We start from the raw sequence: 19,752 nt of genomic DNA on the forward strand, positions 1-19,752 counted from the left end.
CCCCCCCCCCCCCCCCCCCCTTTTTGAGGGATACGGCGACCACCGAGGTCGACATGTTGAGGTTCAAGCTTTTCCCCTCCACGACGCTCTTCCGATCTCGCCAGCGCTGGCGCAGCAGCAGCAGGATCGCGGAGATGAAGGTGCCGGCGTGGCCGATGCCGATCCACCAGACGCAGTTGGCGATCGCGAAGCCCCAGCCCACCGGGATGTTCACGCCCCAGATGCCGACGCCGGTGGTGAAGAGGTAGCCCATCGCGCCGATGAAGACGAGCGTGCCCGCCAGCGTGCCGAGGAAGGCCGTGAGCCAGGGCCAGCGCACTGGCCGGCTCAGCACGATGTCGCTGATCTTGTCGCCGATGCTGGCGTAGCCCCAGCCGGAGCGCAGCACGCCGATGTCGCGCGATCGCGTGGGCGTGCTCATGTCCCGCCCCCGTCGCGCAGGCGCGCGAGGTAGGTGGTGCGCGGCTTCGTGTCGAGCTCCTCCAGCAGCACGTAGTGGCGCGGCGAGGCGCGGAGCCGGCGCACCTCGGCGGCGGGGTCGCGCAGGTCGCCGAAGTGGATCGCGCTCGTGGGGCACACGGCCTGGCAGGCCGTGACGACGTCGCCGTCGGCCAGCGGCACGCCGGCGGCCTGCGCGTGCTGGCGTCCGCGGGCGATGCGCTGCAGGCAGTAGGTGCACTTCTCCATCACGCCGCGCTGGCGCACCGTCACCTCGGGGTTGCGCTGGCCCTTCAGCGACTCGGTCACCGCGTCGGTGTACTGCAGGAAGTTGAAGCGCCGCACCTTGTAGGGGCAGTTGTTGGAGCAGAAGCGCGTGCCGATGCAGCGGTTGTAGACCTGCACGTTCAGGCCCTCGCTGTCGTGCATGGTCGCGCCGACCGGGCAGACCAGCTCGCAGGGCGCCTGCTCGCAGTGCATGCAGGGCACGGGCTGGAAGATGCTGCCGCCGGGCAGGTCGCTGTCGTAGCGGTCCACGCGGATCCAGTGCATCTCGTGGCCGCGCGCGACCTCCTCCTTGCCGACGACCGGGATGTTGTTCTCGGCCTGGCAGGCGATGGTGCAGGCATTGCAGCCGATGCAGGCATCGAGGTCGATCACCATGGCCCAGGCGTGGTCGGGGGAGGGGGCGGGAGGGTAGAGCGACGAACCGTCCTTCCCGCGAAGGCGGGAACCCAGGGCGTCCGCCTTGAACTCGCCGCTGCGCGGCGAGCCTGGGAGCCCTGGGTCCCCGCCTTCGCGGGGATGACGATCCATAATGCGTGCCGGCGCGCGGCCGTGCGGGTCCATGGTGTTTTGCGTGAGCGCGAACTTGTGGTGACCTGCGAGCCGTTCCAGCCGCACGGGCGTCGTCGCGCCGGCCGCCGGCCGCACGCGGTTCGCGTCGAAGCCCACGCGGTTGCCGACCCGGCCCGCGGCGCGCCGCCCGTAGCCGAGCGGCAGCGTCACCACGCCTTCCGCGTGCAGCGGATGCACCCAGACCGGCGCGTCCACGCTTCCTGAATCCGAGGACACGCGCACGCGGTCCCCGGTGGCGAGTCCCGCCGCGGCGGCGGTGCGCGGGCCGAGGAAGGCGGCGTTGTCCCAGGTGTGCTTGGTGAAGGGCCGCGGCAGCTCCTGCAGCCAGGCGTTGTTCGCGTAGCGGCCGTCCAGGGTCGAGGGATCGGCGCTGAACACCGCCGTCAGCGCGCCCGCGTCGCTCGCGGCAGGCACCGAGGGCGTGGAAGCCGCAGCGGCGAGCGACAGAGGCGCGACGCCCGCGCCCTCGACCACGCCGCGCTGCAGGCTCGCGCGCCAGCGCTCCTCGAACTCCGCGCCCCACGCGGCCAGCCAGGTCGCCTGCACGATGCGGTAGCCGTCGCGCTCGTCCTCGCCCGCCAGCAGCGCCAGCAGTTCGTGGCCCGAGCGCGTGTCGTACAGCGGCGCGATGGCCGGCTGCACCAGCGTCGCCGTCCCGTCGTGCGCCCGCGCATCGCTCCACTGTTCGTAGGCGTGCGACAGCGGCAGGTGCCACACGCAGGCGCGCGCCGTCTCGTCGGGGTACAGGCCCGCGTGCACGCTGAAGCGCACCTGCTGCAGCGCGCGCTCGAAGCCGAGCGCGGCGGGCGCGTCGTACACCGGGTTGCCGTCCAGGATCACCAGCGTGTCGACGGCGCCGGCGCGCATCGCATCCACCAGCTCCGGCAGCGTGCCGGCCTCGGGCGCGTAGGCCAGGGGCGCCAGGAGGTCCACGGTGCGGCCGGCCGCGCCGAGGCGCTGGTGCAGCGCGTGGATGGCGGCGTGGCTCGCGGGCGAGAGGGAGGCCCCGGGCAGCAGCAGGCTGTCGGGACCCGAGGAGCGCAGCGCCTGCACGACGCGCGCGGCGAAGGCGCCGACGGGCGAAGCGTCTGCCGCAGGAGCCGTGCCGCCCAGCAGCTCGCCCGCGACCCGCTGCACCACCGCATCCATCTGCGCCGGCGCCAGCGCGGAGCGAACCTCGGCCCGCGCACCGAACAGCCCCGGCATCACCTCGGCGGCCAGCAGCACCGGCGCACGGCCGCTGCGCCGCGCCGCCGCCCAATCGGCCGCATGGCGCACGCAGCCGGGTCCGTCGCTGAACGGGTCCCTGCCCAGCGCCACGATGCAGCGCGCGCGCTCCACGTGCGCCAGCACCTGCACGTCGCGCCCGAAGGCGGCGCGGGCGCCGGCCAGCGCGGACGCGTCCTGCAGCGGATCGTGCTGGTGCCAGCGCGCGCGCGGCAGGGCCGCGAGCCAGCGGGCGAGCTGCGCGCGCAGCGTCGGCGAGGTGCTGGAGCCCGTCAGCAGCCGCAGGCCTTCCCCGCCCGTGGCGCCCAGCCGCGCCGCGAGGGGCCGCCATGCGGATTCGAACGCATCCCAGGTCGAGGCCGCCGACGCGATGCTGCGCGCCGGCGCGCCCGGCGCCCCCAGGCGCTGCAGCACGGCCTGCGAGCGGTCCGGGTCCCACAGCTGCAGCACCGAAGCCTGCGCGAAGGGATCGGTCGCGCCCAGGCTGGAGGGATGGGCCGGATTGCCCTCGATCTTGGTCGGCCGGCCATGCTGCGTGCCCACCAGCACGCCTTGCGCATGGCCGTCGCGCAGCCAGGCGCTCGCGTAGTACAGCGGATCGGTGCCGCCGCGCGCCTCCGGCATCCGCACCCAGGGCACGATGCGCTCGCGCGGCGCGGGCGTGCAGCCCGCGCCGGCCAGGGCCGCCGAGGCCGCCATCCACGCCAGCGCGCGCCGGCGCGTCACGCCGCCGGGCGGGCTGGGGTGGAACACGAGCGGATGGCTGTCCATGGCGTGTCAGCGGTGGCAGGTGGAGCAATCGGTGAGGCGGCGCGTGCTTTCCAGCCGCAGCAGCCGGGCGAGCTCCTGCGATTCCTCGCTGCTCACCGGCCGCGGCGGCATGCGGAACACGTCCTCGTGCGCGTGCAGGTGCGGCGCCGGGTCGCGGTGGCAGGCCAGGCACCACTGCATCTGCAGCGGCTGGGCGCGCCAGGTGAGCGGCATCTGGTCGATGCGTCCATGGCACTCGAAGCAGGCCACGCCCTTGGCCACGTGCACGCTGTGGTCGAAGAAGACGAAATCCGGCAGGTCGTGCACGCGCCGCCAGGCGATCGGCTGGCCCGTGCGCGCGCTCTCGCGCAGCGGCTCCAGCACCGCCGCGTCGGCGAACAGCTGCGAATGGCAGGTCATGCAGATGCTGGTGCCGGGCAGGCCCGCGTGACGGCTGGTCTCCACGGTCGTGTGGCAGTAGCGGCAGTCGATGCCGTCGTCGCCCACGTGGTGCTTGTGGCTGAAGGGGATGGGCTGGCGCACCGGTTCGCCCAGCGCCTGGTACGCATGCTCGCGCCACACCCCGAAGGCCGCGAGCAGGGGGAACAGCAGGAACAGGCCCAGCACACCCAGCTTGATGCCCAGCTCCAGGCCTTCGCTGAAGATCTGCTCGCGGCGGCTGCGGGCCATCTCACGCTCCCTGCCGCGCCGCGACCGGCTCGAGGTAGATGCGCCGGACCTGCGGGAAGCGCGCGCGCACCTCGCCCTCGATGCGCTTGATGGTGGCCGCGACGTCGCCGGCGGGAACGGACGGGTCGAAGTGCAGGTCCAGCGTCACCAGCACGTCCTCGGCGCCGACGTACATCGACAGCAGGCGGCCCGCCTCGCGCACGCCCGGCTGTTGCAGGGCCAGGTGCCGGATGGCGTCGGCCGTCTCGCGCTGCACGCCTTCGCCCACCAGCAGGCTGCGCGACTCGCGGATCAGGAGCACGGCCACGCCGGCGAGCAGCACGCCGATGGCGATCGAGGCGACGCCGTCCAGCCGCGGCATGTTCCACTGGTGGCTCGCGTACACGCCCATGGCGGCGAGCGCGAGCCCGATCAGCGCCGCCGAGTCCTCGGCCAGCACGGTGTAGGTCGCGGGATCCTTGCTGGTGTGCAGGGCGCGCCACAACGGCGTGTCGCCGCGCTCCTTGCCGAACTGGCGCCAGGCGATGGCCAGGCTGCTGCCCTCGAACACCGCCGCGCAACCGAGCACGACGTAGCTCCAGAACGCTTCCTCCAGCGGCACCGGGTCGCGCACGTGCAGCACGCCCTCGTACAGCGAAATGCCGCCGCCCAGGCCGAAGATCAGCACGCCGACGATCAGGCTCCAGAAATAGAGCTCCTTGCCGTGGCCGAAGGGATGTTCCGGCGAGGGCGGCCGCTGGCTGCGGTGCACGCCCACCAGCAGCAGCACGCCGTTGCCCGTGTCCACCAGCGAGTGGATGCCCTCGGACAGCATCGCCGAGCTGCCGCTGATCCCTGCCACGATGAACTTGGTGACGGCGATCGCGACATTGGCAGCGATGGCGCCGTACAGCGCGATCTTCGATTCGGCCATTCAACGCTCCGCGGCGGCCAGCGACAGCGCCGCGGTGATCAGGCCCACGTGGCTGAAGGCCTGCGGGAAGTTGCCGATGGGCGAGCCGTCGGCCACGGCGAATTCCTCGGCGTACAGCCCCACGTGGTTGCGCAGCGCGAGCAGCCGCTGGTACAGCGCGAGCGCTTCGGCCGTGCGGCCCTGGCGCGCGAGGCAGTCCACCGCCCAGAAGTTGCAGATGGCGAACAGGTGCTCCTCGCCGGGCAGGCCGTCGTAGGCGCCGCCGGGCGGGTAGCGGTACAGCAGCCCCTGGACCGACAGCTGCTGGAACACGTGGCGCACCGTGCCCACCATGCGCGGGTCGTCGGCGGGCAGGTAGCCCAGGCGCGGCATCATGAGGAGACTCGCGTCGGCGGCCTGGCTGCCGTAGAAGCCGACGTAGCTGCCCACCTGGGGGTCGAAGCCGTGCGCCTCGATCTCCGCGCGGACGAGGTCGCGCTCGCGCGTGAGCAGGGACTGGTCCACCGGCAGGCCGCCGTGCTCCTGCAGCCAGAGGCTGCGGTCCAGCGCGGTCCAGCACATCAGCTTGGAATGCGTGTTGTGCCGCGGCGGCAGGCGGACTTCCCAGATGCCCTGGTCCGGTTCGCGCCACAGCTTGCACACCGTCTCGGCGAAGCTGGCCAGCAGGTGCTTCTCGTGCTCGTCGAGGCTCCCGCCGGCGCGCACGTGGTCGCAGGCCGTCAGCAGCACTTCGCCGTAGATGTCGTGCTGCGCCTGCCCCGAGGCCGCGTTGCCGATGCGCACCGGCCCCATGCCGCGCCAGCCGCGCAGCTGCGGCACGATCTGCTCGGGCAGCAGGGGCTCGCCCATCACGTCGTACACGACCTGCAGCTTCTCGCCCGTGCTGCGGGTGGCGTGCAGCAGCCAGCGCAGCCAGGCGTCGCTCTCGGCGTCGTAGCCCAGGTCGATGAAGGCGTGCAGCACCAGCGAGGTGTCGCGCAGCCAGCAGTAGCGGTAGTCCCAGTTGCGGCCGCCGGGCCCTTCGGGCAGCGACGTGGTGCCGGCCGCGACGACGGCCCCGCTGGGCCGGTAGGTCAGCAGCTTGAGCGCGAGCATGCTGCGCAGCACGGCCTCGGCATAGGGCCCGTCGTAGCGGCAGCGCTGGCACCAGCCGCGCCACCAGCCGAGCGTGGCGGCCAGCCGGTCCTCGGCGTCGGGAAGCAGCGACGCGGGATCCGAGCGCACCGGCGGCGGCACCTGCAGGATAGCGACGTGGCGGTCGCCGGCGCGCATATGCACGCCGGTGCGCAGCCCGGGGCCGTGTTGCGACCAGGGCAACGTGGAGCCGAGGGCGAGCTCGACGCCGGCGCTGCGGCCGACCCAGCGGTGCGGCGCCGCCTGTTCCCAGGCGAGCGCCTCCGAGCCGTAGCCGGGCCGGGGATCGAACAGGCCGTGCAATTCCGCGCTTCCTTCGGTGCAGCGCACCATGCGCACGATCTCCTGCGGCGGCCGGTGGTCGGCGGCGCCGCTGCCCGCTTCGGGCACGGCCATGAAGTCGGTCAGCTCCAGCACGCCCTGCGGTCCGCGGAAGGTGGTGCGCAGCACGTTGGTGCCCGGCTCGTAGGCCTGGACCGGCGGCTGCTGGACGGCGGCGTCGGGCGGCGCCAGCACGAAACGGCCGCCGCGCTCGGCGTCGAGCAGCCAGGCGAACAGCGACGGGCCGGAGAACACGGGGGCGCAGAACCAGTCGATGCTGCCGCCGCGCGAGACGAGGGCCAGCGAGCGGCAGTCGCCGATGGCGGCGTACTCCCCGATGGAGGGCTGGGGCCCGGTCAAGGTGGACTCCCGCGCTAGCGGCGGCGGGCCAGGACCGGGGTGGAAGGGGCTCCGTGCATGTTTTCCGTGATGTATTTGATTCAAATCTATCACCGGGACGGCCGTCCGTGTTGCTCGGCCGCCGCACCGTATTTGCGGCAAATGCATATGATCGGCAGGACCGCCATTGCCGGAAGCGACTACGTCCAAGCTGCCCCCCTCCCCTCCCGTCGTGGACCCCGCCGTCCAGGTCCTGCGCCGCTTCCGCGTGGTGTTCGCCACGGTGCGGAAGCACTTCCGCGCCGTCGAGAAGAAGGCCGGCATTTCCGGCGCGCAGGCCTGGGCGCTGCGCGTCGTGCAGGAGCGGCCGGGCATCGGCGTCAACGAGCTCGCCCGCGCCATGCAGCTGCACCAGTCCACCGCCAGCAACCTGCTGCGGGCGCTGGCCGAGGCGGGCCTGGTGGAGGCCGAGCGCGCCGGCACCGACCGGCGCGTGGCCGAGCTGCGCATCACCCCGCGCGGCCAGAAGGCGCTGGCCAAGGCGCCGGCGCCGGTGACCGGCCTGTTGCCCGAGGCGCTGGCGCGCCTGGACGCCCGCACGCTGGCGCGCCTGGACCGCGACTTGGGCAAGCTGATCCGCGAACTGGGCGCCGACCCGCTGGGGGCGGACGTGGTGATCGGCATCGACGAGCCGGCGGCGGGACGCAAGAAGGAAGCGCGGCGCGCGGGCGCGGCCGGTTAGCAGCCGCCTCAGTGCCGGTGCGTGTGATGCGCGTCCGGCACGTGCGGATGGCTGTGGCGCACCGACGCGTGCTGGTGCGGGTGGCTGTGCTCGCCGGCCGGCATCGGGTCGTGGAAGTGGTCGTGGTGCCCGTCGTCGTGGCGGTGCGCGTGTTCGTGCCGCAGCGCCTCGTGCACGTGCTCGTGTTCATGCCGCTCGTACAGGTGCACGACCACGCCCAGCAGCATCAGCAGGGCGCCGGAGGCCATGCCCCAGCCCAGGTCCTGTTCGCCGAGCGCGATGGCCACCGCGGCGCCCACGAAAGGCGCGAACGCGAACACCGAACCGGTGCGCGCCGCGCCGAAGGCCCGCTGGGCCAGCAGGTACAGGCGCAGGCTCAGTCCGTAGCCGGTGGCGCCGATCACGAGCAGCGCGAGCGCCCGGCCGGTGCCGGGCAGCGGCTCATGCCCGACGAACGCCAGCACGAACGCGGCGGCCGCACCCAGCGACGCCTTGACCAGCACCACCTGGCCCGGATCGCGCTCCGCCACGCCGCGCGACAGCGTGTTGTCCACGCCCCAGGCGGCCGTCGCCAGGAAGACCGCGAGCAGGCCGAGGACCTGCGCCTGCCCGGTCGCGCCGCGGTCCAGGACCAGCACGATGCTGCCCGCGAGCAGCAGGACCATCGCGCTTACCACACGCCCGTCCATGGTCTCGTGGTAGAGCCAGCGCGCGAGCACCGCGGTGAACACGGCTTCCAGCGCCAGCATGAGCGAAGCGCTGGCGCCGCTGGTGTGCTGCAGTCCCCAGGCCAGCGCGACGGGGCCGACCACGGCGCCGGAAGCAGCCATCGCCAGCAGGCGCGGCAGGTCCGCGCGGCGCACCCGCGCTTCGCGCGCGGTCGGCTGCCGCAGCACGGCACCCAGCAGGGCCGCGCCCGCATAGAGCAGGGCAGCGGTCGTGAACGGCCCCACGCCGGTGCCGGCGCGCTGCACGAGCGGCGTGCTGATGCCGAACAGGATGGCGGCGAGCGCGGCCAGCAGGCCGCCGCGCAGGGCGGGCAGGCGCCAGGACTTCGTCATCGGGAGAGTCTATGTCCGGGGGCCCGACTAGAATCGCGCGTCCGGAAGCGTGGCAGAGCGGTTGAATGCACCGGTCTTGAAAACCGGCGATGTCGCAAGACATCCGTGAGTTCGAATCTCACCGCTTCCGCCATCGTCAGCCCGCTCCTACACGCGCTACGTGCTCCGCGGCCCACAATGTCCGGCTGTCCCCCCACCGGCCGCATCGATGTCCGTCCTCACCCGCAACAACGTCCAGGTGGCTGGCAACGGCCCGCCCATGGTCTTCGTCCATGGCTTCGGCTGCGACCAGAACATGTGGCGCCTGCTCGCGCCGCACTTCGCCGAAACCCACACCTGCATCCTGCTGGACCTGGTGGGCAGCGGGAAGTCCGACCTGTCCGCCTACGACCCGCGGAAGTACGGCAGCCTCCACGGCTATGCCTCGGATCTCTGCGAGGTGCTCGCCGCGGTCACCTCCGCGCCCGCCGTCTGCGTGGGCCACTCGGTGAGCGCCATGATCGGCATGCTGGCCAACCTGCAGTCGCCCGACCAGTTCCTCGCGCAGGTGATGGTGGGGCCGTCGCCCTGCTACGTGAACGACGGCGACTACGTCGGCGGCTTCGAGCGCAGCGACATCGAGTCGCTGCTGGAGACCATGGAGAGCAACTATCTCGGGTGGTCGAGCAACATGGCGCCGGCCATCATGGGAGCGCCGGACCAGCCGGAGCTGGCCGTGGAGCTCACCAACAGCTTCTGCCGCACCGACCCGGAGATCGCCCGCCAGTTCGCGCGCGTCACCTTCCTGTCGGACCACCGCGCCGACCTGCCCAGGCTCCAGGCGCCCACGCTGATCCTGCAGTGCAGCCAGGACATCATCGCGCCGCAGTGCGTCGGCGAGTACATGCAGCGCCACATCCCGAACAGCACCCTGCGCCTCATCGAGAACGTCGGCCACTGTCCGCACCTGAGCGCGCCCGGCGCCAGCGCGGAAGCGATGGAGCAGTTCCTGGCGGGACTCTGACCATGGACGAGGGCCCGCATCCGGGCGCCGACGAGCTGTACGAACAGGCGCCTTGCGGGCTGCTGCTGGCGGCGGCCGACGGCCGCGTGCTGCGGATGAACGCCACGCTGTCCAAGTGGCTCGGCCGCGAGCCCGGCGAGGCCCCGGGCGAGCTGCTGTTCCACGAGCTGCTCACCGTGGGCGGGCGCATCTTCTGGCTCACCCACCTGCAGCCGCTGCTGCGCATGCAGGGCTCGGTGGCCGAGGTGAAGCTGGAGCTGGCCGCGCGCGACGGCGCGAAGCTCCCGGTGATGCTGAACGCCGCGGAGCAGGTGCTCGACGGCCGCACCGTGCTGCACGTGGCGATGTTCGTCGCCGAGGAGCGGCACAAATACGAGCACGAGCTGCTGCTGCAACGCCGGCGCGCCGAGGAGCTCTCCGCGCAGCACGCGCGCGACGAGCAGGAGCTCAAGGCGGCGCGGGCGCAGGCGGAAGACCGCGCCCTCTTCGCCGAACAGCTGGTGGGCATGGTCAGCCACGACATCCGCAATCCGCTGTCGGTGATCCACATGAGCGCCGTGCTGCTCGATCGCGGCGTGTCGCCGGAACAGCAGAAGGCGGCGCTGGCGCGCGTGAAGCGGGCGGCCCAGCGTGTGCAGCACCTGATCGGCGACCTGCTCGATTTCACGCAGGCGCGCCTGGGCCAAGGCCTGAGCACCCGCAAGGCCACGTGCGACCTGCACCAGGCGGTGGCCGAGGGCGTGGCCGAACTGGCCGTGGCCTTCCCCGAACGCACGCTGGTGAGCGAACGCAGCGGCGACCACGCCTGCATCGCGGACCCGGACCGGATCGTCCAGGCGGTGGGCAACCTGGTGGCCAACGCCGCGACCCATGGCGACCCGCAGCGGCCGATCACGGTGCGCACCGAGAGCGACGGCGCCACCTTCCGCGTCTCCGTCCACAACCACGGCCAGCCGATCCCGGAGGCGGTGCTGCCGGCGCTGTTCCAGCCGATGGTGCGCGGCGCCGGATCGGGCGCGAGCAAGGGCGTGGGCCTGGGGCTGTACATCGTGCGCGAGATCGCCCGCGCGCATGGGGGCCGGGTGGACGTGCGCTCCAGCGAGGCGGAGGGCACGACCTTCGCGCTGGAACTGCCCTGCGGCTGAAGGAGCCGCGCGCGGGGTTCAGGAGGAGGCGGCGGGCGGGTCGGCGTCTCGGCCGGCCGTGCCGTGCAGGCCCGGGCGCACGAGGCGCAGGCCGCTCACCTCGAAGGTGCCCTGGTACGTGCGGCCCTCCATTTTCCAGGCGCAGTACGCGAGATTCAGCGAGCGCGCCTGCACCGTCATCGGCGGGCCTCCGCCGCGCAACGACACGACGTCGCCCACCTGGATCACTTCTTCGCTCACGCGGCGATTATCAGCCGATGTGCGTCGGCGGCCAACTCAGCCATGAACCGAAACAAATGATTACAGCGCGGCCGCAGCGCGCAGGGGTGCGCTCCCCCGTCCCATAGCCCTTGCTGCCCGCGTCCTACACGGCCGGGGCAGCCGCGGCGGGATCATCCGGCGCAGAAGCAAGAAGGTAGTCGATGTCCCAGGACCACGATCAGGATCAGCACGAGCACCCCGGCGCCGAAGAAGAGCGTCCGGTGGGCCAGCAACAGCAGCAGCCGCAGGACGTCCCGTCCGAGGGCCATGCCGGCCAGGGCTCGGAAAGCGCGCTGAAGCAGATGCGCCTGTGGGAGCAGCATCGCGCCACCGCCTCGGGCGGCAAGCGGCGCAGCGGTCCCGTCTGAGCAGCGCACCCCTGCCGGAACGAAGCGGCCCGCGGGCCGCTTTTTGCTTTGCTCAGGTCAACCAGCCGGGCCGGTCGCAGGCGGCGGGCTTGTCCTCGGCGGGGCGCGGCTCGCGCGGCTCGGCCGCATGCGCCGGCTTCGCCTGCAGCGAGCGCGTCAGGTAGGGCAGCACGCTCTGTGCCCCGCGGCCCGAGCGGTTGCCGGGCGGAGGCAGCTCGGTTTCCTGGTCGCAGGCGCTAGGGTTCGACACGGCTGCTGCTCCGGGCAGGCCACAGTTCGACGGCGGGTCGGCGGATGAAGGAGGGGTCGGCCTGCGCCTGCGCGTCCTCGGGGTGCGAGAACACCATGTCGCAGTCGAACATGGCGTCGGCGCCGCCCAGCAGGTGCTCGCGCCAGCCCAGTTCGCGCAGGTGCTCGGAGAAGAACGTCACCTGGCGATACCCGTCGAGACAGCCTCGCGCGAACAGCCCGCCGTCGTGCACGAGGCCGATGCGCAGCGCGAGGCGGTGCGTGGTCGGCAGGTGGCGGGCCATCTCGAAGGCCTTGGCGATGGCCGCATAGCCGGCCGGCGCTTCCTTCAGCAGTTCCATGGCGAGGGAAAGTAAGCGTTCGCGGCGGGCCGCTCTGTAGGACTCCACCGCGTCGCAAGGGCATCGGCCGGCTACCGGAGGGGCCCCGGCCGCACCGCAACGAAGGTATGCATGCTAACGGTCCCGGGGGTTTTCCCGCTGCTCCCCCCGGTGGGGGTTGCGGGTAAATTGCCCAGCCTCAAGGAGGAATCCATGCGATCCAGGTCCCTGCTCTCCCTGGCCGGCGTCGCCGCCGCCCTGTTCGCGCTGCCCGCCCTCGCCGCCGACCCCATCCTCATCGGCGTGAGCCTCACGCAGTCGCCGCCGGGCTCGGTGGTGCAGGGCACGCAGGTCAAGGACGGCATGGAGATCCTCAAGGACATGGTCAACGCCCGCGGCGGCGTGCTCGGCCGGCCGATCAAGCTGCTGTACGAGGACAACCAGGGCATCCCGGAAAAGGGCCGCGCCGCGACGGAGAAGCTGATCACGAGCGACAAGGTCGTCGCGCTCGCCGGCGGCCACCAGAGCTCCGTGTGCCTGGCCGAGATCGAGGTGGCGCACCGCTACAAGGTGCCCTACGTCAACACCAACTGCTGGTCGGACGACGTGCGCAAGCGCGGCTACCCGGAAGTGTTCAACACCTCGCCCTACAACACGCTGGTGTCGTCCTCGATGGCCGACACGCTGGCGACGATGAAGGTGAAGCGGGTGGTGGCCTTCGCCGAGAACACCGACTACGGCATCGGCCAGGCCAAGCTCACGGGCGAACTGCTCAAGCAGAAGGCGCCCGGCGTCGAATACAAGTACGAGACGCTGGACCGCACCAGCAAGGACTTCACCGCCGCCATCCTGCCGCTGCGGGCCAACCCGCCGGACGTCATCGTGCTGTCGATGCTGCCGCCGGCCGCCTACCTGGTGATGAACCAGGTGTACGAGCAGGGGGTGGCGCCCAGCGCGAAGACGGTGCTGTACGACGGCAGCGGCCTCGCCGACTACCCGGACTTCTGGCAGAACGTGAAGGAAGCCGGCAAGTACATGCTGTCCTTCGCGCTGTACCACCCGCAGATGAAGCAGACGAAGCTGGCCAGCGACATCGCCGCGGAATACAGGAAGCGCACCGGAAGCGACATCAACCGGCTGGTGCTGCAGGCGGCCGATTCGCTGCACCTGGTGCTGGCGGCCATCGAGCAGGCCAAGAGCACCGACTCCGCCAAGCTGATCCACACGATGCAGACGATGAAGTTCGACAGCCTGCGCGGCATCTCGAACTTCTCCAGCAAGCCGGGCTACAGCTACCAGCAATGGCTGGACATCCCGTACGTGAACTACGAGCTCACGGCGGAGAAGCAGCCGATCGCGCAGACCGTGCTGATCCAGGCGCCGGGGCAGAAGTTCGACCCGGCGAAGATCGTCCGGCCCTCGAAGTAGCCCGCAGCCCTGTGGCGGCCACCGGGCGCCCGGCAGAGCGCGAGCGATGCCGCAAGCGCCCGTGAGCCGCGACCACGCATGCTCGCGATCGACCTCCTGGCCAACGGCCTCATCTACGGCTGCTTCTACGCGCTGATGGCGGTGGGGCTCGCCATGATCTTCGGCGTGCTGAAGATCGTGAACTTCGCCCATGGCGAGTTCTTCATGATCGGCGCCTACACCTACGTGCTGGTGTCGCTGAAGCTGGGCGTCTCGCCCTGGCTGGCGCTGCCCGGCGCCGCCATCGCGGGCGCCGCGCTCGGCTGGCTGGTGGAGCGGCTGCTGATGCGCCCGCTGTACCAGGGCTACGCGAGCTGGGGCTTCATGAAGGACGAGTACGCGGTGGTCGTCACCTTCGGCCTCTCGCTGCTGCTGATCAACCTCGTGGACAAGGTGGTCGGTCCGTACTCCTACCGCGGGCCGGCGCTGGTCGACGTGACGCGGTTCGCGCTGGGGCCGATCATGCTGAGCGGCCAGAAGGCGATCGCCGCGGTGGTGGCCGTGCTGCTGATGGTGGCGCTGGCGGTGTTCATCAAGCGCTCCGTGTGGGGGCTGCAGATCCAGGCCGTGGCGCAGAACCGCCTCGGAGCGTCGCTCGCCGGCATCGACGCGACCCGCACGACCAGCCTGATCTTCGCCATCTCCGGCATGCTGGCCGCGCTGTCCGGCGCGCTGCTCGCGCCGCTGGTGAACCCCTCGCCCGACATCGGCGCCTTCCCCGCCGTGAAGTCCTACGTGATCGTGGTGCTGGGCGGCATGGGATCGATCTGGGGCGCCATGGTGGCCTCGCTGATCCTCGGCGTGGCCGAGGCCTTCTTCTCCGTCTACGGCTCGTACGACTACCGCGACGCCTTCGGGCTGATCATCCTGGTGTTGGTGCTGCTGGTGCGGCCGCAGGGCCTGTTCGGCGAGAAGGGGCGCGAGCTGTGACGCAGTCCGTGACGCAAGCCGCGGCCCCCCCCGCGCCACCCGCCGGCAACCTGTGGCAGGAGCGGCTGCGCTTCGACATGCGGGCGGCGCTGCTGCTGTGCGCGCTCCTGGCCGTGGCGCCTGTGGTGGTGACCGGGCCGTACGCGCAGGGCATCGTCATCGTCAGCGTCTACTTCGCCATCCTGTCGCTCGCCTGGAACCTGCTCGCCGGCTACACGGGCCAGTTCTCGCTGGCGCCCGCGGCCTTCGCCATGCTGGGCGCGTACACCACGGCGCTGCTCGATTTCTACTGGCACGTGCCGCTGGCGCTGGGCATCCCGGCGGCGGTGCTGTCCACCGGGGTGCTCGGCCTGGTTTTGGGCAAGCTGGTGCTGAACCTGACCGGGCCCTACCTGGCGCTGACCACGCTCGCCTTCGCCGAGATCGCCCGCGTGGTGGTCGGCAACTCGTACGAGTTCACCCGCGGCGACCAGGGCATGCACGTCGCCACGCTGACGCAGGACCGCCTGGGCTACTACTACATCTTCCTCGCGGCGCTGGTGGCCGTGCTGCTGGGCCTGTACTGGATGCTGCGCGGCCGGCTGGGCCGCTTCATGATGGCCGTGCGCGACGACGAGGTCGGCGCCGGCAGCCGCGGCATCGCCGTCGTGCGGGTGAAGATGATCGTGTTCTGCACGTCCTGCGCGATCTGCGGGCTGGCCGGCTCCCTGTACGGAACCTTCAGCCAGCTGGTGAGTCCCGAGCTGGGCCTGCTGCAGCAGACCGGCCTGGTGCTGTCGATGGTCGTGATCGGCGGCATGGGTTCGCTCACGGGCGCGCTGGCCGGCTCCATCCTGGTGTACCTCGGCTCGGAGTGGCTGCGCAGCTTCGGCAGCACCCAGGTGATCGTGTTCGCGGCGCTGGTGATCCTGTTCGCGCGCTACCTGCCGGGCGGCCTGTGGGGCCTGGCGATGGCCTGGCTGCGGGGGCGCAAGCGATGAGCCTGCTCGCGATCGAGGACCTCACGATCCACTTCGGCGGCGTCGCCGCGGTGGACCACGTCGGCTTCGACGTGCACGAAGGCGAGATCCTGGGGCTGATCGGGCCGAACGGCTCCGGCAAGACCACCGTGCTCAACATGCTGTCCGGCTTCCTGGCGCCCGACGCGGGACGCGTGCGCATGCGCGGCGAGGACATCACGGGCCTGGCGGCGGACCGGCTGGCGCGGCGCGGCGTGCTGCGCATGTTCCAGATGACGCGCGTGTTCACCCGCACCTCGGCCTGGGACAACCTGCTGACGGCGGGCCTCGCGCGCGGGCTGAGCGAGGCCGAGGCCACGCGGCGCGCCCGCGGCCTGGTCGAGGAGCTGACGCTCGGCCCGGTGCAGTCGCTCGACGCGGGCCAGCTCTCGGGCGGCCAGCGCAAGCTGCTGGAGTTCGGCATGTGCTTCATCGAGCCGCCGGTGATCGCGATGCTCGACGAGCCCTTCGCCGCCGTGCACCCCGTCATGCGCGAGGTCATGGCCCGCTTCATCCGCAGCCGCCATGCGCAGGGCGCGACCTTCCTGCTGGTGAGCCACGACATGCCGATCGTGGTGGACCTGTGCCAGCGTGCCGTCTGCATGAACGCGGGCCGCGTGATCGCCGCGGGCGACATCCACGCCGTGCTGCAGGACCACGAGGTGATCGAGGCGTACCTCGGCAACAGCGAAGGACAGGCGACCGGTTCGCTGGAGGTGCGCGACGATGCCTGAGGCCGGTGTGGACACGCCCCTGCTGGAGATGCGCGACGTCACCGCCGGCTACGCGCAGGACATCGACGTGCTGCGCGACATCCGCCTGCGCGTGGACGCGGGCCGCATCACGGGTCTGATCGGCCTCAACGGCGCCGGCAAGTCGACGCTGGTGAAGACCATCTGCGGCTTCCTGCCGCCCAAGGCCGGCAGCATCCACTACGCCGGCCGCGACATCTCGGGCCTGCCGCCGCACCGGCTGATCGACGAGGGCATCTGCTGCATCCCGCAGGAGTCCAGCCTGTTCCAGTACCTCTCGGTGCAGGAGAACCTGCTGCTGCCGTTGCTGGGGCGCCCGCGCCGGTTCGGCAAGGAGATGCGCCGGCGGCTGGACGAGGTCTACGGCCTGTTCCCGGCGCTGCACGAGAAACGCGGCGCGGCGGCCGGCAGCCTCTCGGGCGGCCAGCAGAAGCAGCTGGAATTCGCCAAGGCCTGGCTGCAGCAGCCGAAGCTGTGCCTCATCGACGAGCCGAGCATCGGCCTGTCGCCGCGCATCTCGGAGGAGGTGTTCGTGTGGATCGAGAAGTTCGCGCAGGCGCGCATGGGCATCCTGCTGATCGACCACAACGTGCGCCGCGTCGTGCGCATGTCCGATCGCGTCTGCGTCCTGAGCCTCGGACGCGTCACCGCCGAAGGCACGGCGGCCGACTTCGCCGGCGACCTGCACCGCCAGGTGCAGGAGTGGCTCGGCCTCCACTTCTGAGGGCTAGAAGGAACGCTCCCCCACCATCCGCACGCACAGGTCGAACGCGTGCTGCAGCCCGTCGATGCGCGCGAGGCCCTGCCCGGCGATGTCGAACGCGCTGCCGCTGGCCGAGGTGGCCACCGGCACCGGCAGTCCGCCGTGCAGCGTGACGCCGCGCTCGAAGCCCATCAGCTTCATCGCGATCTGGCCCTGGTCGTGGTACATCGAGACGACGGCGTCGAAGTCGCCGCGGCGCGCCGCGATGAACACCGTGTCGGGCGACCAGGGGCCGCTCGCCTCCAGGCCGTCGCGGCGCAGGCGCTCGACCGCGGGGGCGATGACCTCGATCTCCTCGCGGCCGATGGAGCCGCCGTCGCCGGCGTGCGGGTTCAGGCCCGATACCGCGATGCGCGGACGGGCGATGCCGGCGCGGCGCAGCGCGGCGTCGATGATGTGCACCGCGTCGGCCACGGCTTCCTGGGTCACCAGCTCCGCCACGTCGCGCAGCGGTACGTGCGAGGTCACGCGCGAGGTCCAGAGCTGGTCGGTGATGTTGAACTCGCAGGTGAAGCCCTGCACGCCGAAGAGGCCCTGCATGTAGCGCAGCTCGTCCTCCTCCTGCATGCCGGCGAGGCGCAGCGAGTGCTTGTTGAGCGGCGCGAACACGATGCCCTGCACCAGGCCTTCGCGCGCGAGGACGGTCGCGGTGGAGAGCGCCTGCAGCGCCGCATGGCCGGCCGCCACGCCGCACTGGCCCAGGGGCGCGGCGCCGTGGCCGGATTCCTCCAGCACCAGGTGCGTGACGCGACCGGGCGTGAAGCGCAGCGTCTCTCGCGGGCCGACGCGCACGACGTCCAGCCGCGCCTTCGCGATGCGCTCGCCGCTCGCGAGCACGGAGGGCGCGGCGATCAGCAGCACTTCGGCGGCGCCGGCGTTCGCGGCGCGCGCCAGCAGCTTCACGCCCATCTCGGGGCCCACGCCGGCGGGGTCTCCCAGCAGGACGGCGATGCGCGGCAGGCGAGCTGCGCTCACTGGCCCTCCACCTTGATGTGCGCGTCACGCACCAGCTTGCGGAAGCGCTCGTATTCCCGCCGGTTCATCTCGGCGAACTGGTCGGCCGCCAGCGTGCCGACCTCGCCGCCCAGGCCCTTGATGCGCGCCTGCACGTCGGGCAGCTTCAGCACGCGCGCGAGTTCGGCCACCAGCACGTCGACCGCGGGCTTGGGCGTGCCGGCCGTCACGTAGAGGCCGTACCAGGTCTGCACGTCGGCGCCCTTCACGCCGGCCTCGGCCAGCGTCGGCACGTCGGGCATTTCGGCGGAGCGGCGCTCCGACATCACGGCGAGCGGGCGGAACTTGCCGGCGCGGATCTGGCCCATCGCCGACGAAGTGGAGTCGAACATCATCGTGACCTCGCCGCTGATGATGTCGATGTGCGCCTGCGAGCTGCCCTTGTAGGGCACGTGGATCGCCTTGGTGCCGGTGGTGAGCGAGAACGCCTCGCCGGCGATGTGCTGCGTGCTGCCGATGCCGGAGGACGCGTACTTGAGCGTGCCCGGCTTCTCGGCCATGGCCGCCGCCAGTTCCTTCACCGACTTGTACGGCGAGTTGGAGGCGACGACCAGCACGTTGGGCATGACGGCCACGAGGCCGATGGGCTGCAGGTCCTTCAGCGGGTCGAACTTCAGCTTCAGCAGGTGCGGCGCGATCGCCTGGCCGGTGTTGGTGGCCAGCAGCAGCGTCGCGCCGTCGGCGGGCGCATGGGCGGTCATGTCGGCCGCGATGGTGTTGGACGCGCCGGGGCGGTTCTCCACCACCACGCTCTGCTTGAGGCTGGCCGCGAACTTGTCGGCCAGCATGCGCGCCAGGATGTCGGTGCCGCCGCCGGGCGAGGCGCCCACCATGATGCGCAGCGGCTTGTCGGGCCAGGACTGGGCGAACGAGGGAGCGGCCGCGAGGGCCAGGCCGGCGGCGGCCAGGAAGAGGGCGGCGCGGCGCGGGTGCGGGATGGGCATGTCTGTCTCCTTGCGGCCGGGTCGTCTGCCGGGCCTGCGCGCAGGGTACGGGCTGCAGTCATTCCGGACTAATGAATTTGCGGGAAGCATCCATGCACTTTTGTATATTTCTCGCATGACCAAAACCCTTTCAGACGCCGCCCTGCTGCTGCGGCTGCGCATGCGGCAGCTGCTCCTGCTGGAGGCGCTGGGACGAGAGCGCAACCTCGGCCGCGCGGCGTCCGGCCTGGGCATCAGCCAGCCGGCGGCGACCAAGCTGCTGCAGCAGGCCGAGGAGGCGCTGGGGCTCCAGCTGTTCACGCGCCTGGCGCGCGGCATGGAGCCGACGCCCTCGGGCGAGGTGCTGATCCGCTATGCGCGGCAGTCGCTGGTGGACTTCGGCTTCGCCCGCGAGCAGATGGCGGCGCTGCGCTCCGGGCTGCGCGGGCGGCTGCGCATAGGCACGGTCCCGGGCGCGCTGCCGCAGCTGGTGGCGCCCGCGCTGGCCGCGTACAAGCGGCAGCATCCGCGGGTGGCCGTGTCGGTGCTGGTGGAGACCAGCGACGTGATGCTGGCGCTGCTGCAGCGCGGTGACGTGGACCTGGTGCTGGGCCGGCCCACCGAGGGCCACTACGAGGACGAGCTGGAGATCCGGCCCATGCTGGCCGAGCCGCAGGTGGCGGTGGTGCGCAGCGGCCATCCGCTGCTGGCGCAGGCGAAGGTGGAACTGGCCGACCTGCTGCGCTGGCCCTGGATCCTGCAGCCGCCCGGCTCGCCACAGCGCAGCCGCTTCGAGTCGGCGCTGCGCGAGGCGGGGCTGCACGGGCGGCTGGACATCACCGAGACGGCATCGACGGTCGCGACGACCGTGCTGCTGGAGGCGAGCGACATGGCGGCGATCATGCCGGCATCACTGGCGGCGCATTACGCGCGGCTGGGGGTGCTGGAGGTGGTGCCGGTGGAATTGCCGCTGCAGGTGCCGTCGGTGCACCTGATCACGCGGAGGCATCGGGAGTTGACGCCGGTGGCGGCGGGGTTTGTGCGGGCGTTGGGTGCGGGGTAAAGGCGCGGGTGAACGGTGGGGTT

At 71.7% G+C, this 19,752-nt stretch carries 20 protein-coding genes, 1 tRNA gene and 1 pseudogene; 11 read left to right on the top strand and 11 right to left on the bottom strand.

What is annotated here, in order from left to right; translation table 11 throughout:
* The 5 genes and pseudogenes from ACY0MJ_RS12655 to ACY0MJ_RS12675 all read right to left on the bottom strand — a co-directional run.
* A pseudogene (locus ACY0MJ_RS12655) lies at positions 1-421 on the bottom strand (hypothetical protein); the annotation flags it as partial.
* Positions 418-3,294, bottom strand: coding sequence for a 4Fe-4S dicluster domain-containing protein (locus ACY0MJ_RS12660; RefSeq protein WP_462638825.1), 2,877 nt, complete (start codon positions 3,292-3,294; stop codon positions 418-420). The pseudogene ACY0MJ_RS12655 and the gene ACY0MJ_RS12660, both read right to left, overlap by 4 nt.
* A 6-nt stretch (positions 3,295-3,300) precedes the next feature.
* Positions 3,301-3,963 carry a cytochrome c3 family protein gene (locus ACY0MJ_RS12665; protein WP_462638826.1) on the bottom strand — a complete coding sequence of 221 codons (663 nt, stop codon included), beginning with the start codon at positions 3,961-3,963 and terminating at the stop codon, positions 3,301-3,303.
* A 1-nt stretch (position 3,964) separates the two neighbouring features.
* Positions 3,965-4,876: a cation diffusion facilitator family transporter gene (locus ACY0MJ_RS12670; protein WP_462638827.1), complete on the bottom strand. Its 912-nt coding sequence runs from the start codon at positions 4,874-4,876 to the stop codon at positions 3,965-3,967.
* Positions 4,877-6,691 (bottom strand): glycoside hydrolase family 15 protein, encoded by a 1,815-nt coding sequence (locus ACY0MJ_RS12675; protein ID WP_462638828.1) that lies wholly within the window; start codon positions 6,689-6,691, stop codon positions 4,877-4,879.
* 211 nt (positions 6,692-6,902) lie between these two features.
* Between ACY0MJ_RS12675 and ACY0MJ_RS12680 the strand changes: the two genes are divergently transcribed.
* A complete protein-coding gene (locus ACY0MJ_RS12680; protein WP_462638829.1) occupies positions 6,903-7,412 on the top strand; it encodes a MarR family winged helix-turn-helix transcriptional regulator in 510 nt (169 codons plus the stop codon).
* Positions 7,413-7,420: 8 nt separating this feature from the next.
* Here the strand turns inward: ACY0MJ_RS12680 and ACY0MJ_RS12685 are convergent, their stop codons facing one another.
* Positions 7,421-8,473, bottom strand: a complete 1,053-nt coding sequence (locus ACY0MJ_RS12685) for a DMT family transporter (RefSeq protein ID WP_462638830.1) — start codon at positions 8,471-8,473, stop codon at positions 7,421-7,423.
* 43 nt (positions 8,474-8,516) lie between these two features.
* Between ACY0MJ_RS12685 and ACY0MJ_RS12690 the strand changes: the two genes are divergently transcribed.
* The 3 genes from ACY0MJ_RS12690 to ACY0MJ_RS12700 all read left to right on the top strand — a co-directional run bounded on the left by ACY0MJ_RS12690 (position 8,517) and on the right by ACY0MJ_RS12700 (position 10,621).
* Positions 8,517-8,606: transfer RNA gene (locus ACY0MJ_RS12690), tRNA-Ser, on the top strand.
* Between the two features lie 75 nt (positions 8,607-8,681).
* Complete coding sequence (locus ACY0MJ_RS12695) at positions 8,682-9,476, top strand: alpha/beta fold hydrolase (RefSeq protein WP_462638831.1); 795 nt, start codon at positions 8,682-8,684, stop codon at positions 9,474-9,476.
* 2 nt (positions 9,477-9,478) lie between these two features.
* Positions 9,479-10,621, top strand: coding sequence for a PAS domain-containing sensor histidine kinase (locus ACY0MJ_RS12700; protein WP_462638832.1), 1,143 nt, complete (start codon positions 9,479-9,481; stop codon positions 10,619-10,621).
* A gap of 18 nt (positions 10,622-10,639) precedes the next feature.
* Here ACY0MJ_RS12700 and ACY0MJ_RS12705 read toward each other — a convergent pair whose 3' ends face one another.
* Positions 10,640-10,861 carry a DUF2158 domain-containing protein gene (locus tag ACY0MJ_RS12705; protein ID WP_462638833.1) on the bottom strand — a complete coding sequence of 74 codons (222 nt, stop codon included), beginning with the start codon at positions 10,859-10,861 and terminating at the stop codon, positions 10,640-10,642.
* A 182-nt stretch (positions 10,862-11,043) separates the two neighbouring features.
* On the opposite strand from ACY0MJ_RS12705, the gene ACY0MJ_RS12710 reads away from it, so the two are divergent.
* Positions 11,044-11,250, top strand: a complete 207-nt coding sequence (locus ACY0MJ_RS12710) for a hypothetical protein (RefSeq protein WP_462638834.1) — start codon at positions 11,044-11,046, stop codon at positions 11,248-11,250.
* Positions 11,251-11,302: 52 nt separating this feature from the next.
* Here ACY0MJ_RS12710 and ACY0MJ_RS12715 read toward each other — a convergent pair whose 3' ends face one another.
* Together ACY0MJ_RS12715 and ACY0MJ_RS12720 are read right to left on the bottom strand one after the other, a co-directional pair.
* Positions 11,303-11,500 carry a hypothetical protein gene (locus tag ACY0MJ_RS12715; RefSeq protein ID WP_462638835.1) on the bottom strand — a complete coding sequence of 66 codons (198 nt, stop codon included), beginning with the start codon at positions 11,498-11,500 and terminating at the stop codon, positions 11,303-11,305.
* The gene (locus ACY0MJ_RS12720; protein WP_462638836.1) at positions 11,487-11,840 is read right to left on the bottom strand and encodes a hypothetical protein; all 354 of its coding nucleotides are present in this window, start codon (positions 11,838-11,840) and stop codon (positions 11,487-11,489) included. The genes ACY0MJ_RS12715 and ACY0MJ_RS12720 overlap by 14 nt, the downstream gene beginning before the upstream one ends.
* 192 nt (positions 11,841-12,032) lie before the next feature.
* Between ACY0MJ_RS12720 and ACY0MJ_RS12725 the strand changes: the two genes are divergently transcribed.
* From ACY0MJ_RS12725 to ACY0MJ_RS12745, 5 genes are all read left to right on the top strand, one after another.
* Entirely contained in the window at positions 12,033-13,247 is a 1,215-nt protein-coding gene (locus tag ACY0MJ_RS12725; protein WP_462638837.1) for an ABC transporter substrate-binding protein, read from the top strand.
* Between the two features lie 78 nt (positions 13,248-13,325).
* Positions 13,326-14,216, top strand: coding sequence for a branched-chain amino acid ABC transporter permease (locus ACY0MJ_RS12730; protein WP_462638838.1), 891 nt, complete (start codon positions 13,326-13,328; stop codon positions 14,214-14,216).
* Entirely contained in the window at positions 14,213-15,196 is a 984-nt protein-coding gene (locus tag ACY0MJ_RS12735; protein WP_462638839.1) for a branched-chain amino acid ABC transporter permease, read from the top strand. The genes ACY0MJ_RS12730 and ACY0MJ_RS12735 overlap by 4 nt, the downstream gene beginning before the upstream one ends.
* Complete coding sequence (locus ACY0MJ_RS12740) at positions 15,193-15,948, top strand: ABC transporter ATP-binding protein (RefSeq protein ID WP_462638840.1); 756 nt, start codon at positions 15,193-15,195, stop codon at positions 15,946-15,948. Before ACY0MJ_RS12735 ends, ACY0MJ_RS12740 begins: the two co-directional genes overlap by 4 nt.
* Positions 15,941-16,690 carry an ABC transporter ATP-binding protein gene (locus ACY0MJ_RS12745; RefSeq protein WP_462638841.1) on the top strand — a complete coding sequence of 250 codons (750 nt, stop codon included), beginning with the start codon at positions 15,941-15,943 and terminating at the stop codon, positions 16,688-16,690. Before ACY0MJ_RS12740 ends, ACY0MJ_RS12745 begins: the two co-directional genes overlap by 8 nt.
* A 3-nt stretch (positions 16,691-16,693) precedes the next feature.
* Here the strand turns inward: ACY0MJ_RS12745 and ACY0MJ_RS12750 are convergent, their stop codons facing one another.
* On the bottom strand, positions 16,694-17,638 hold the full coding sequence (locus ACY0MJ_RS12750) for a 4-hydroxythreonine-4-phosphate dehydrogenase PdxA (RefSeq protein WP_462639091.1): 945 nt from the start codon (positions 17,636-17,638) through the stop codon (positions 16,694-16,696).
* 62 nt (positions 17,639-17,700) lie between these two features.
* The gene (locus tag ACY0MJ_RS12755; protein ID WP_462638842.1) at positions 17,701-18,687 is read right to left on the bottom strand and encodes a Bug family tripartite tricarboxylate transporter substrate binding protein; all 987 of its coding nucleotides are present in this window, start codon (positions 18,685-18,687) and stop codon (positions 17,701-17,703) included.
* A 115-nt stretch (positions 18,688-18,802) separates the two neighbouring features.
* Here ACY0MJ_RS12755 and ACY0MJ_RS12760 point away from each other — a divergent pair, with 115 nt between their 5' ends.
* The gene (locus tag ACY0MJ_RS12760; RefSeq protein ID WP_462638843.1) at positions 18,803-19,729 is read left to right on the top strand and encodes a LysR family transcriptional regulator; all 927 of its coding nucleotides are present in this window, start codon (positions 18,803-18,805) and stop codon (positions 19,727-19,729) included.
* Positions 19,730-19,752: the final 23 nt, after the last annotated feature.

The organism is Ramlibacter sp. bp-362 (genome assembly GCF_054956735.1).